Annotated in this window: 12 protein-coding genes; 10 read left to right on the forward strand and 2 right to left on the reverse strand. The window is 70.7% G+C overall.

Annotated elements, in window-relative coordinates; genetic code table 11:
• Positions 1–1,962: N-acetylmuramoyl-L-alanine amidase (locus ON36_RS00785; protein WP_043646546.1), on the reverse strand; the 1,962-nt coding region annotated here is incomplete at its 3' end.
• Positions 1,963–2,185: 223 nt separating this feature from the next.
• Here ON36_RS00785 and ON36_RS00790 point away from each other — a divergent pair.
• Positions 2,186–3,568 carry a SpoIID/LytB domain-containing protein gene (locus ON36_RS00790; RefSeq protein ID WP_052313511.1) on the forward strand — a complete coding sequence of 461 codons (1,383 nt, stop codon included), beginning with the start codon at positions 2,186–2,188 and terminating at the stop codon, positions 3,566–3,568.
• Here ON36_RS00790 and ON36_RS00795 read toward each other — a convergent pair whose 3' ends face one another.
• Entirely contained in the window at positions 3,569–4,189 is a 621-nt protein-coding gene (locus ON36_RS00795) for a TetR/AcrR family transcriptional regulator (protein WP_052313512.1), read from the reverse strand.
• Positions 4,190–4,295: 106 nt separating this feature from the next.
• On the opposite strand from ON36_RS00795, the gene ON36_RS00800 reads away from it, so the two are divergent.
• The 9 genes from ON36_RS00800 (at position 4,296) to ON36_RS00840 (ending at position 13,453) form a co-directional block, all read left to right on the forward strand.
• Positions 4,296–5,018 carry an SDR family NAD(P)-dependent oxidoreductase gene (locus ON36_RS00800; RefSeq protein ID WP_043646469.1) on the forward strand — a complete coding sequence of 241 codons (723 nt, stop codon included), beginning with the start codon at positions 4,296–4,298 and terminating at the stop codon, positions 5,016–5,018.
• Between the two features lie 62 nt (positions 5,019–5,080).
• The gene (locus ON36_RS00805) at positions 5,081–5,623 is read left to right on the forward strand and encodes a hypothetical protein (RefSeq protein ID WP_052313513.1); all 543 of its coding nucleotides are present in this window, start codon (positions 5,081–5,083) and stop codon (positions 5,621–5,623) included.
• A 95-nt stretch (positions 5,624–5,718) separates the two neighbouring features.
• Positions 5,719–6,126 carry a hypothetical protein gene (locus ON36_RS00810; protein ID WP_043646473.1) on the forward strand — a complete coding sequence of 136 codons (408 nt, stop codon included), beginning with the start codon at positions 5,719–5,721 and terminating at the stop codon, positions 6,124–6,126.
• A gap of 37 nt (positions 6,127–6,163) precedes the next feature.
• Positions 6,164–6,676, forward strand: a complete 513-nt coding sequence (locus ON36_RS00815; RefSeq protein WP_043646475.1) for a hypothetical protein — start codon at positions 6,164–6,166, stop codon at positions 6,674–6,676.
• Between the two features lie 96 nt (positions 6,677–6,772).
• A complete protein-coding gene (gene glf / locus ON36_RS00820) occupies positions 6,773–8,008 on the forward strand; it encodes a UDP-galactopyranose mutase (RefSeq protein WP_043646478.1) in 1,236 nt (411 codons plus the stop codon).
• A 29-nt stretch (positions 8,009–8,037) separates the two neighbouring features.
• Positions 8,038–9,984 (forward strand): glycosyltransferase, encoded by a 1,947-nt coding sequence (locus ON36_RS00825; protein WP_043646559.1) that lies wholly within the window; start codon positions 8,038–8,040, stop codon positions 9,982–9,984.
• 95 nt (positions 9,985–10,079) lie between these two features.
• On the forward strand, positions 10,080–10,601 hold the full coding sequence (locus ON36_RS00830; protein ID WP_043646562.1) for a phosphatase PAP2 family protein: 522 nt from the start codon (positions 10,080–10,082) through the stop codon (positions 10,599–10,601).
• A 1-nt stretch (position 10,602) separates the two neighbouring features.
• Positions 10,603–11,535: a decaprenyl-phosphate phosphoribosyltransferase gene (locus ON36_RS00835; protein ID WP_043646481.1), complete on the forward strand. Its 933-nt coding sequence runs from the start codon at positions 10,603–10,605 to the stop codon at positions 11,533–11,535.
• 4 nt (positions 11,536–11,539) lie between these two features.
• On the forward strand, positions 11,540–13,453 hold the full coding sequence (locus tag ON36_RS00840) for an arabinofuranosyltransferase AftB family protein (RefSeq protein ID WP_083884822.1): 1,914 nt from the start codon (positions 11,540–11,542) through the stop codon (positions 13,451–13,453).
• Positions 13,454–13,544 lie beyond the last annotated feature (91 nt).

The following is a 13,544-nucleotide window of genomic DNA, read 5'->3' on the forward strand; positions in this document are numbered from 1 at the left end:
GCGGTAGGTCTCGTCGTACGTCTTCCACACCGTCGTGACGATGCCGGTGACCTGGTTCAGGATCAGCGAACCGTGCTCGAAGTCGGCGCGGGTGCCGTCCGGGACCGGGTAGGCCCGACCCGTCGGCAGGCCGAGCACGCCGGAGTCCGCGCCGAGGGACACGTAGCGGTCCAGGATCGCGCCCACCACCTCGAACGCCTGCCCGTCGGCCCCGTCGTAGACGTAGCCGTGCGCGAACTTGGCGTACTGACGGCCCTGCGCACCCGCCAGCAGATCCGACTGCGGGGCGCCCAGCGCGCCGTCGACGCCGCCCGCGTCGACCCAGTGCTTGGCCACCGAACTGGTGCTGGACAGGCCGACCAGCTTGTCGACGAGGGCGCCGAGCCCGGCCAGGTTGTTCTGCGCGCGGGCCTGCCGGTTGGGCGCGTTGCTCGGGGTGGCGGGCGAGCTGTACTCGGTGCCCGAACCCGCCGCGATCGCGCGGATGCGGTCGAGCTTCGCGTACGCGGCGTCGCCGGGGCAGCTGGTGTTGCCGACGTCGCGGTGCGCGAAGACCACCGGCAGGTCGACCTGCTCGCCCTGGGCGTACGGCGTGAACTCGGTGCCCTCGGAGATCATCGTCGTGTGGCCCTCGGGGTCGAGCCCGGCCAGCTTGGCGCGCCAGCCGATGAACTTGCCGACCGCGTTCAGCGACGCGTCGGTCGGCTCCTCCTCCTCGTAGTTGCCCATGATCGCCACGCCCGCGGTGTTCTCGTTGAACCCGCCCGCGTGCGCGCCCTGCACCGGCCGGTCGAGGCCGCCGTAGCGGCCCTCGAAGATCTGGCCGTACTTGTCGACGAGCGCGTTGTAGCCGATGTCGCACCAGCCGAGCGTCTCCGCGTGATACGCGTAGATCGCCCGCACGATGCCCGCCGACTCCGCGCGGGTGTAGTCGTTGCGGCCCGCGGTGTGGTGCACCGTGATCCCGCCGAGGCCGTCGTCGTAGGTCGGTTCCTCGCAGCGGATGGACTCGTCGGCACCCCACTGGGCGCGGGTGATCACCTTGGGTCCGCCGCCGGGCAGGGCGGCGGCGACCTGGTCGAGGGCGCTGTCGATGGCGGCGCGGCCGGGGGTGATGAGGACCGCCTCCAGCGACTGCGCCAGGTGCGCCGGGTCGTCGCTGCCCGCGTTCACCGCGGTGGGCTTGCGGGTCACCAGCATCTGCACCGCGGTGGTCTCGCCGACGTAGATGGGCTCGGTGCCGGTGGTGTCGCCGACCGGGGTCTTGTCGTCGGCGCGGGTGTCCACGGGGTCGGCGCTGTACCAGGGCCCCCAGTTCCCGTCGGACTGCCTGGCCCGGATCTGCGTCGAGGTGTTGAGCAGGTCGCGCGCCTTGAGGGCGACCATGCTGAACGGTGTCTCCTGGGTGATCTCCTTGACCTGCGCGCCGACCTGGTCGACCAGGTCGGGCGAGACCGCGCCGGGCGCGAGCGCCGGGGTGTCGGGGCCGGTTCCCGGCTCGAGATTGGCCGGGTCGGCGATGAACCGGGTGCCGCCCGCGGCGCGCGGCGGCGCGGCCGCCGGGTTGGCCGGTTTGCCGGTGGTGGTCGGGGCGGGAGTCGACGGGGTGCTGGTCGCCTTCTGGGGCAGCGGCGGCAGCGGGATCTCGGTGGGCAGGGTCACACCGGGCGGTACCGGCAGGCCGGACGGGACCGGGATGGCCGCGGGCAGCGGCAGCATCCGCAGGTCCGACAGGTGCAGGTCGGGCAGGTTGAGGCCCGTGAGGTCCTTCAGCGGGATGGTGATGTCGGGGATCGAGGTGAACGCGACCTGGGCCAGTTGCGTCGTGACCGGCCCGATCTCGGTGTTGGCGGTCCGGACGTCGGCGGAGTCGCTCAGCGCGAACGCGCCGACCGGTGCTGCGACGGCGAGGGTGGTGACCACCGGGAGCACGAAGGAACGTCTCGGCTTTCGGTATCGCACGAGCCTCTCCAATCAGGGTGGAACGGTCGAAACACACCAGTGGAAGTGATGCTTGCTTCCTATAGCCTCACACACCACACTAGTTGACATACGTCACATATCTAAACCTCAGCTCGAGGGTTATGTGATTGCTCGAATGTAGCCCCCGAACGGCCGTGGACTCCGGCGACATGCCGAGACGAATCCCGCCGGTCCGTCCGGGAAATCGACTGGAGGGCACGGTATGAATCGCACATCACGTCGAGGGACCCGGCGCCGCGGCGTGCCGGTGCTCCGCACCGTGCCCCTGCCCGTGCTGGTCGGCGGCACCGTCGTCGCGGTCACCGGCGCGGCCGGGCTGTGGGCGCTGACCCCGCGCGACGCGGTCACGCCGGCCGTCGGCGCCGGCCACGGCCGCGGCATGAGTCAGGTCGGCGCGTTCGACAGCGCGCAGGAGGGCTCGACGGCCGAGGACATCCTCGCCCACTACTACCCGGGGGCCGAGCTGGGCACCGTCGGCGCCGTGCCCGTCCGGGTCCGGCTCATGGCGCAGGACGACGCCACCCTCGACACCTATTCGCACGCGGGCGCTTTCGTCGCGGGCCGCGACATCGGCCCCGGCGAGGCCGCGCACCTGACCCCGTTACCCGGCGGCGGCGCGAGCGTCGTCGTCACCGCGGGCTGCGACGGAGAAGTGCTGTGGCAGGCGCAGACCGACGATCCCCACGTGTACCCGGTGGCCGACGGCCCGGGCAGGCCGATCGACGAACAACTCGTGCTGTGCAACGGGACCGGCTATCGCGGCGCGCTCGGCGTCGCGCTCGAGGGCGACCGGTACCGCACCGTCAACCAGGTGGATGTCGAGGACTATCTCGCCGGGCTGCTCCCCGCCGAGATGCAGGCGAACTGGGCCGACAAGGGCGCCAACGAGGCCCTGCGCGCCCAGGCCATCGCCGCGCGCTCCTACGCGCTGTCGGAGACCCGCTACGACTACGCGCAGACCTGCGACACCACCGACTGCCAGGTGTATCCCGGCACGGTGAAGGAGGATCCGCGCACCACCGCCGCCGTCGCCTCCACCGCGGGCACCGTGCTGCTGCGCGACGGGCTGATCCTGCGCTCGGAGTACTCCTCGGCCCCCGACGGCGGCAGGCCCGCCGACATCCAGACCTTCGAGGTCGGCCCCGCGCCCGCCGACCTCGGCGCCGCGCCCGCGCCCGTGCGCACGGCGCCGCGACCGCCCACCGCGCCCGAGGAGGGCGTCGAGGAGGCGCCGCTGCCCGGCGAATCCGCCATCGACGCGGTCTACCGGCGGATCGGCGGCGCCCAGAGCGCGGTCGGCGCCCCCATCGGCCCGGAGATGCTGCTGCCGCAGCGGGCGGGTACGTATCGCATGTACGCCAACGGCGTCATCGTCGCCACGCCGACGCTCGGCGCGCAGGTCGTCGACTTCACCACGCTGCTCGAGCTGGTCCCCGACGCGGCCGACCAGCTGCCGCCCTCGGCGTCCGGCAAGCCGCGGGTGACCGCGCCGCGGTCGCGGGCCGACGTGTCGGCCGCGCTGGGGGAGCCCGGTCCGGTGCACGGCCCGGCGAACCCGCTGCCCGGCCCGTACGACGGGGAGTAGTCAGCGGCGCAGCGCGCGCATCAGTTCGTCCTCGGTCAGCGCGGGCACCGGCAACGGGTGCGCGGCCGAGGCGCGCAGGCCGTCGAGGATCAGCGCCAGATTGCGCCGCCACGCGTCCGGTGCGACCTCGGCGGTCGCGGTGACCACCGTGGTGTGCGACCACGTGATGAAGCCGATGTCCTCGAGCGTCCAATCCGCGCGCAGCACACCGGCTTCCTGCGCGCGCGTGACGATCCGGCGCATGAGCGCGTGCCCGTGTTCGCGGGCGCGCTCCACCGCCGCGCCCGGCGCCTGGCGCAGGGCCAGGTCGCCCAGGATGCGGTCGCCCGCCTGGAGCGCGCAGACCTGTTCGACGAGGTGGACGAACGAGTCCCACGGGTCCTCGATCCGCAGGGCGTCCTCGGCGATCCTGGCGCCCGCCTCCAGCCGGTCCTCCACGGCGGCGGCGATGAGGTCGTCGCGGGTGGGGAAGCGGTTGTAGAGCGTGCCGATGGCGACGCCCGCGCGGGCGGCGATGTCCTTGAGGGGCGCGTCGAGGCCCCGTTCGGTGAACACCTCGCGCGCGGCCGTCACCAGGGACTCGCGATTGCGCTGTGCGTCGCTGCGCAAGGGCTTGTCCATGCGGCAGATCCTACAAATCCGCGGCGCGAAATATCTTGAGCATGGGTTCAACTTGATGCTACGGTCGGCGAAATTGAACCTACTCTCAACTTATGGGGTACCACGCATGACCAAGACACTCGCGGTCTTCGGCTACGGACCCGGCCTCGGCGCGGGCACCGCGCGCCGCTTCGGCCGGGCAGGCTTCCGCGTCGCCGTCGTCGGCCGGGACGCCACCGCCGCCGACGGGCACGTCGCCGCCCTCGCCGCCGAGGGGATCGACGCGAAAGCCTTCCGCGCCGACGTCACCGACGCCGCGCAACTCCGCTCCGCGATCGACCGGATCGAGGCCGAACTCGGCGTCATCGACGTGGCCCTGCACAGCGCCGCGGCCGACATGTCCATCCGCAGTCCCTCCACGCTCGACACCGAGGTGGACGCGCTGGCGGCGCCGTTCGCCCTGAAGGTGCACTCGCCCATCGCGCTGGTCCGGGCGCTGGCGCCCGCGATGATCGCCCGCGGTGACGGCGCGCTGCTGTTCTCCTCCGGCGCCTCCGAACACCTCGTCCAGCCCTACCTCGCCAACGTCGGCGTGGCGCTCGGCGCCCAGCGCGCCTACCTGCGTCAGCTCGCCGTCGAACTCGACGGCACCGGCGTCTACATCGGCCTGCTCAACATCGGCGCCCTCATCCGGCACAGCAGGGCCCAGCGCATCATCGACGCGCGTCCCGACCTGATCCCCGCCGGCCTCGAGCTGCCGCGCATCGGCAACGACGAACTCGGCGAGGCGTATTGGCGGCTGTACTCCGAGCGCGCGGCCACCGAACTCGACATCGGTTTCCCCGGCTGAGGTCGCCTATCATCACGACCGAGGACGGCCCGGAGAGTCCGGCGCCGGCTGGAGGGGGGCGGATGAACTACCCGTACGGCGGCTACGGCTACGGCTACCCGCCGCAACCGTACGCGCCCTATCCGCAGTACCCGCCGCCCCCGCGGCCCGGCGGCGGGACCGCCATCACGGCCGGGGTGCTTGCGCTGCTCGGCGGGCTGTGGGGCGCGGTCTCGGCGGGATCGCTGGCCATCGGGCTGAGCTCGGTGTCCAGCGGGGCGCTCGACGAGGTGAAGACCATGCTGGTCGTCAGCCTCGGTATCGGCGCGGTCGTGGCGCTGTTGCTCCTGCTCGGTTCCCTCCTGCTCTTCCTGCGCCGCACCGCGGGCCGGGTGCTGGTCATCCTCGGCTGCCTCGGCGCGATCGCGAGCGCCGCCGTCAGCGTCGTCTTCATGGCGAGCGTCGGCGCGGACTTCAAGGACACCGACGGCTACGCCTCCGGCCTCGCGGTCACCGCCGGGATCTCCGGCGTCATGGCCCTGTTCCCGCTGCTGACGCTGATCCTGGCCGCGGTCCCGGCGACCGGCCGCTGGATCGCGGCCCGCGACGCGCCGCGCTACTACTGACCTCGGCGGCCCGAGTCCCAACCGCCCCATCGGCACCACCCGGCCCGGCGCAGGGCCGTATAAATGAACCCAGTGCCGAGGGAGTTTTAGGGGACGTGGTGGAGCAACAGGAACCGGGCTTCTGGACCCGGGGAGCGACGGCGCTGGCCGCGGGCGGGCTCGGGACGATGATCGGCGTCGCGCTGCTGGTGTTCGCGGTCGGGCTGGTGTGGTGGATGCGCACGACGGCGGGGGACCAGACCATCGCGGCCGTGATCGTCGGGCTGTCGGGACTCGGCTATCTCTTCGGCGGCGTGCAGCTGCTGCGTCGGCGCAACGCGGGGCGGCGGGTCCTGCTCGTCGTCTCGGGATTGATGGGGGGCGCCGCGTTGTTGGTCGTGTTGGTGAACGGCATCGGGCACGGGTGGACGTTCGGCCCGTTCGGCGGCTGGGCCGCGCTGAACGCCGTGCTGCTGGCGCTGGCACTGGCCGAACCGACCCGCCGCTGGGTCGGCGCGCGTTAGGGCTCGATTTCGGGTGAGAGGTATTACGGTTCGCGACATGGTGGTGCGGCAGCAGACTGTGCGGTCGGGTATCGACGAGTGGCTGGCGACGACGGCCGCGGTCCTGGCGTTGCTGCTCGTGGCGGGCAACCTCATCGGCACGGTCCGCGTCGGCTGGACCGCCGTCAAGGGGCCCGACGAACTCGACAACTCCCTGGCGCTGTTCACGGCCCTCGGCGGCGCGGTGATGACCTTCGCCCTCGTCTACGGCGCGTACCACGAACTGCGCCGCGACGAGACGGGCCGCCACGTACTGTTCCTGGCCGCCGTCGTCCAGCTCGGGCTGGGCGCGCTCGGCGTCCTCGCGGCCGTGACCAGCTACGACTCCGGCTACGGCATCCGCTGGTTCGCCGAGGGCTCGGCGCCGCACGCGGTACTCGACGCCCTGACCGGCCTGCCCGGCGCGGTGACCGCGATCGTGCACGACAACCTCGCCGGCGCGCTCACGGCGCTGGTCCTCGGCGGGTTGCTGCTGATTCCGCTGCTGCGGGTCGCGCCCGGGCAGGAGTGACGCCCCCGGCCCGATTGCCGGTCGATCGCCCCAGCTCAGCGGCTGGGGGGTGACTCCGCCGGGACAATCGGCGGTCTTCCGATACTCTGGGCTCCCGTGACCGCCGCATCGTCTCCGGGTAACTCCGTCAACACTGATTCCGCCACCCCGTACGACCTGATCGTCGTCGGCTCCGGCTTCTTCGGGCTGACCATCGCCGAGCGCGCCGCCAACCTGCTGGGCAAGCGCGTGCTCGTGCTCGATCGCCGCCACCACATCGGCGGCAACGCCTACTCCGAGCCCGAACCGGAGACCGGGATCGAGATCCACAAGTACGGCGCGCACCTGTTCCACACCTCGAACAAGAAGGTGTGGGACTACGTCACCCAGTTCACCGAGTTCACCAACTACCAGCACCGGGTGTTCGCGCTGCACAAGGGGCAGGCATACCAGTTCCCGATGGGGCTCGGCCTGATCTCCCAGTTCTTCGGCCGCTACTTCACCCCGGACGAGGCCAAGGCGCTGATCGCCGAGCAGTCCGCCGAGATCGAGACCGGCGACGCGACCAACCTCGAGGAGAAGGCGATCTCGCTGATCGGCCGCCCGCTCTACGAGGCGTTCATCCGCGACTACACCGCCAAGCAGTGGCAGACCGACCCGAAGGAACTGCCCGCGGGCAACATCACCCGCCTTCCGGTGCGCTACACCTTCGACAACCGCTACTTCAACGACACCTACGAGGGCCTTCCCAAGGAGGGCTACACGAAGTGGCTGGAGAACATGGCGGCCTCCGAGCTCATCGATGTGCGGCTGAACACCGACTGGTTCGACGTGCGCGAGGAGCTGCGCGCGGCCAGCCCGGACGCGCCGGTCGTCTACACCGGCCCGCTGGACCGCTACTTCGACTACGCCGAGGGCGAACTGGGCTGGCGCACCATCGATTTCGAGACCGAAGTGCTCGAGACCGGCGACTTCCAGGGCACCTCGGTGATGAACTACAACGACGCCGACGCGCCGTACACCCGCATCATCGAGCCGCGCCACTTCCACCCCGAACGCGACTACCCGACCGACAAGACGGTCATCATGCGCGAGTTCTCCCGCTTCGCGCAGACCGGCGACGAGCCGTACTACCCGATCAACACCCCCGAGGACCGCGCCAAGCTGCTCGCCTACCGCGAGCGCGCCAAGGCCGAGACCGCGCGGGCCAAGGTGCTCTTCGGCGGCCGTCTCGGCACCTACCAGTACCTGGACATGCACATGGCGATCGGCGCGGCGCTGAGCATGTTCGAGAACGTGCTTCGCCCGCACCTGGAGTCCGGCGCCGCGCTGGTCGACGAGGGCCAGGCGTGACCGGTCAGCGCAAGGCCACCCGACCCGTGCTGGAAGACACGACCACCGAGACCCGCGCGATCGCGCTGCTGCAGCGGATCATCCTGCCCCGGCCGGGCGAGCCACTCGACGTGCGCACCCTCTACCTGGAGGAGTCGCCGACCAACGCCCGGCGCGCGCACGCGACCAGCCGCACCGCGCTCTCGATCGGCGCGGAGTCCGAGGTGTCGTTCTGCACCTACTTCAACGCGCTGCCCGCCAGCTACTGGCGGCGCTGGAGCGTGCTGAAGTCGGTCGTGCTGCGCCTGGAGCTGGCCGGGCACGGCCGCGTCGACGTCTACCGTTCCAAGGCGGACGGCTCGCGGATCCACGTGCAGGGCAAGGAATTCGCCGTGGCCGCGGGCGCGGAATCGGTCCACGTCGAGTTCGAGACCGACCTCGGCCCGTTCGAGGACGGCGGCTGGATCTGGTTCGACATCACCACCGACACCGCGGTCACGCTGCTGGCGGGCGGCTGGTACGCCCCGCAGGAGGCGCCCGGCGCGGGCAGCATCGCGGTCGGCATGCCGACGTTCAATCGGCCGACCGACCTGGTCAAGACCCTGGCCGCGCTCGGCTCGGACCCTCTGGTGCTCGACAACGTCGCCGCGGTCATCGTGGCCGACCAGGGCAACCGCAAGGTCGTCGACGAGCCCGGCTTCGCCGAGGCCGCCGCGGGACTCGGCGACCGCCTCGTCATCCGCGACCAGCCGAACCTCGGCGGCTCCGGCGGCTACAGCCGCGTCATGTACGAGGCGCTGAAGCACTCCGACGCCGAGTACATCGTGTACATGGACGACGACATCGAGATCGAGCCCGACTCGATCCTGCGCGCGCTGGCCTTCTCCCGGTTCGCCAAGTCGCCGCTGCTCGTCGGCGGACAGATGCTCAACCTGCAGGAGCGCTCGCACCTGCACAGCATGGGCGAGGTCGTCGACCGCGGCATCTTCATGTGGTCCTCGGCGCCCAACGTCGAATACGACCACGACTTCGCGAAGTACCCGCTGCGCGACCGCGACAACTCCAAGCTGCTGCACCGGCGCATCGACGTCGACTTCAACGGCTGGTGGACCTGCGTCATCCCGCGCGCGGTCGCCGAGCAGATCGGTCAGCCGCTGCCGCTGTTCCTCAAGTGGGACGACGTCGAGTACGGCCTGCGCGCCCGCGAGGCCGGCTACCCGACCGTCACCCTGCCCGGCGCGGCCGTGTGGCACATGGCCTGGTCCGACAAGGACGACGCCATCGACTGGCAGGCCTACTTCCACCTGCGCAACCGCCTGGTCGTCTCGACCCTGCACCTGCCCGGTGACGGCAAGCCGATGATCGTCAACACGGTCAAGGCCACGCTCAAGCACCTGCTGTGCCTGGAGTACTCGACCGTCGCCATCCAGAACGAGGCGATCCGCGACTTCCTGGCCGGCCCGGAAGGGCTGTTCGACCTGCTGCCCAGCGCGCTGGGCAAGGTGCACGCCATGCGCAAGGAGTACCCGGACGCCGTCGTCCTGCCGTCCTCGACCGAGCTGCCGCTGGCCAACCGGCACGGCGTCGGCGCGGTCGGCGAGCCCGGCAACCCCCTGGCCAAGGTGGCCCGCCTGGCCAAGGGCGTCGTCCACAACTTCCGCAAGGCCGACCCGGCCGCCCACGAGACCCCGCAGCTCAACGTGCCGACCCTGGACGCGCGCTGGTTCCTGCTGTCCCAGGTCGACGGCGTCACGGTCACCACCGCCGACGGCCGCGGCGTCGTCTACCGTAAGCGCGACCCGCGCAAGGCCGCCGAGCTGCTCAAGGAAGCCCTGCGGCTGCGCAAGGAGCTGACCGCCCGCTATCCCGAGATGCAGCGCCGCTACCGGGCCGCGCACGCCGAGCTGACCAGCACGGCGGCGTGGGAGAAGATCTTCGGCCTCCACGACGGGCGCGGAAGCCGCGAAGACACCAGCCTGAACGGAACCGACAAGTGAACGCCATCAATCCCGAACTGCCTGGGCTCGAGCTCGTGGACGCCGACGCCGACGGCGGCTGCTGCGGCGACTGCGCCTGCGGCGAGGCCGAGTACATCGAGGTGCCCCTCGAGGTCGGCATCATCAACAAGGTACAGACCACCATCGGCACCAGCCCGGCGGTCGTCTCGGCCGCGCGCGGCATGTCGCACTTCGGCGAGCACGCGCTCGGCTGGGTCGGCATCGCCGCCGCGGGCTGGCTGGTCGACAAGCCGCGCAGGCGGCAGTGGGCCGGGGTCGCGGTCGGCGCCGTCGGCGCCCACGCGGCCTCGATCGTGATCAAGCGGATCGTCCGCCGCCCGCGCCCGGACAGCCCCGCGGTGCAGGTCAACGTGTCGACGCCGAGCAAGCTCAGCTTCCCGTCCTCGCACGCCACCTCCACCACGGCGGCGGCGGTGTTGCTCGGAAAACTGACCGGGCTACCCTTGCCTGCGGTGCTCGTTCCCCCGATGCTGCTCTCCCGGGTCGTGCTCGGGGTGCACTACCCCTCCGACGTGCTCGCCGGTTCCGCTCTCGGTGCCGCCTCGGCCGCCGCCGTGCTAGCCGTCGAAAACCGCACGAGAAAGAGCCTTGGCTGACATGAGTGAAGAGCCGTCCGCCGCGGTCCTCGACGAAGGTGTCGTCAAGGGCCCGCCGAAGAACCTGGCCAGTGGCCTGATCAAGGCGGTGCGCCCGCGGCAGTGGGTCAAGAACGTCCTCGTTCTCGCCGCGCCCCTCGCCGCGGGTCCCGAGGTCGTCTCCGACCTGGGCGTGCTGACGAACGTCGCCATCGCCTTCGTGGTGTTCTGCATGGCGGCCTCGGGCATCTACCTGGTCAACGACGCGCTGGACGTGGAAGCCGACCGGGCGCACCCGACCAAGCGGTTCCGGCCCATCGCGGCGGGCGTCGTCCCGGTCAACCTGGCCTACGCGCTGTCGGCCGTGCTGCTGCTCGCCTCGATCGCGTTCTCGTTCGTGGCGTCCTGGCACCTGGCCGTGGTGATGGTCGTCTACATCGCCATCCAGCTCGCCTACTGCTTCGGGCTCAAGCACCAGGCCGTGCTCGACATCTGCATCGTGTCCTCGGGCTTCCTGCTGCGCGCGGTGGCCGGTGGCGCGGCCGCCGACATCGCCCTGTCGAAGTGGTTCCTGCTGATCATGGCCTTCGGCTCGCTGTTCATGGCGGCCGGAAAGCGCTACGCGGAGCTGCAGATCGCGCTGGAGACCGGCGCGAAGATCCGCAAGTCGCTGCAGTACTACACCCCGACCTACCTCCGGTTCATCTGGACGCTGGCCGCGACCGCGGTCGTCGTGTTCTACGGCCTCTACGCCTTCGAACAGGACCAGCTGAAGGACACCCAGTGGTTCTCGATCTCGATGGTGCCGTTTACCATCGCAATCCTGCGTTACGCGGTCGACGTCGACGGTGGCGAGGCCGGTGAACCCGAAGAGATCGCGCTGGGGGACCGCATCCTGCAGTTCCTCGCCATCGCCTGGATCGGAGCGGTAGGTGTCGCTGTCTATCTCACCTGACGAGATGTTGGTAGCGGAACACGAGCAGAGCGGAGCCGAACCACTACGCGCGGACGCCGAATCCGCGCGTAGTGGCGCGCGTTTCGCCCTGCGGTCCCGCGCCACCTTCGTCGGTGGGGTGGTCCTCACCGCGGTGCTGTTCGCGGTCGGCGCCTGGAACCGGCGCTGGATCGCCGACGACGGCCTCATCGTGCTGCGCACCGTCCGCAATCTGCTGGCGGGCAACGGCCCGGTCTTCAACTACGACGAACGCGTCGAGGCCAACACCTCGACCGCGTGGACCTACCTGGTCTGGTTCTTCAGCTGGCTGACCCAGGCGCGGCTCGAGTACGTCGTGCTCGGCGTCGCGCTGACGGTCTCCGTGCTGGCGATCGTGTTCGCCATGCTCGGCGCCTCGCGCCTGTGGGGCGGCACCGCGACCCAGGTGCTGCTGCCCGCGGGTGTCCTCGTCTACATCGCCCTGCCGCCCGCCCGCGACTACGCCACCTCCGGTCTGGAGAGCGGGCTGGTCATCTGCTGGGTCGGCCTGCTGTGGTGGGTGCTGATCCGCTGGAGCCAGGCCCGGGTGGTGCGGGTGTCGATGCTGTTCGGCCTCGTGTTCCTGGCCGGCCTCGCCCCGCTGATCCGGCCCGAGGCCACGCTGATCGGCGTGCTCGCCCTCGGCATGATCTTCCTCGCGCCGATGCCCGAATTCCGCTACGGCCCGGTCGCGTTGCGCGCGCTGATCGTGGCGGTCGCCGGCGTGGTTCCGGTGGCCTACCAGGTCTGGCGGATGGGCTACTACGGTCTGCCCTATCCGAACACCGCGGTCGCCAAGGACGCGGGCGGCGCCAAGTGGGGTCAGGGCTTCAAATACTTCTGGGACCTCGTCGGCCCCTACTACCTGTGGATCCCGATGCTCGTGCTGCTGGTGGCCGGGCTGGTCGCCGCGCACAACGCGCACGTGACGGTGAACCTGCGCGGGTTGACGCTCACGGGTGTGCGCGGCTGGCTGCGTTCGCCGTCGGCGGTGGTGACCCTCATGCTCGGCAGCGGCGTGCTGCTCACCGTCTACGCCCTGCGCGTCGGCGGCGACTTCATGCACGGCCGCATGCTGCTGACCCAGGTGTTCCTGCTCCTGCTCCCGGTCGCGGTGCTGCCGGTGCGCTGGCCGCAAGGCGGCTTCCGCGGCTCGGACTGGCCGTTCGCGGTGGTCGTCGCCGCGCTGCTCGGGATCGCAGGCTGGTCGCTGTTCGCGGCGAGCACGACCGCGATCAAGACCGGCACCAAGATCAGTTCCTCCGGCATCGTCGACGAGCGCGTGTACTACGTGCTCAACACCGGCCACGATCACCCGATCCGCGCCGAGGACTACCTCGACTACCCGCGCATGCGGGCCATGGTGCGCGACATCCAGGCAACCCCCGACGGCGCGCTGCTGATCAACTCGCCGTCGTTCATGTTCTGGTACCTGGACCCGCCGCCGCAGCCGATCCCCGAGGACGGCGCCGGGCACACGGTGTACTTCCTGAACCTGGGCATGACGAGCATGAACGTCCCGCTGGACGTGCGCGTGGTCGACCCGATGGGCCTGGCCTACCCGCTGGCCGCGCACACCGACCGGCTCAGCGACGGCCGCATCGGGCACGACAAGAGCCTGTACCCGGACTGGGTGGTCGTGGATTCCGGGATGGTCGATCAACACCCCTGGATGCCGCCGTTCATGGACGAGAAATGGGTCACCCAGGCCCGGACCGCGATGTCCTGCCCGGAAACCCAGGCCCTGCTGATATCGACTCGTGATCCGCTGACCTTCGACCGCTTCCGGCACAACCTCCGCAACGCGCTCAGCTTCGCGAAATACCGCATCGACCGGGTGCCGAAGTACGAGATCCAGCGGTGTGGTCTGGTCGATCCCTTCCCCGAACCGCCGCGCTGAGGCTAATCTCATCTCGTCACATCGTCCCCACGGTTTCACCGTGGGCTCAGGTGTCACGCCGGGGTGGTCGGGGGCGCGGAGTGGTGTAGGT

It is taken from the genome of Nocardia thailandica NBRC 100428, from assembly GCF_000308795.1.
GTDB lineage: Bacteria > Actinomycetota > Actinomycetes > Mycobacteriales > Mycobacteriaceae > Nocardia > Nocardia thailandica.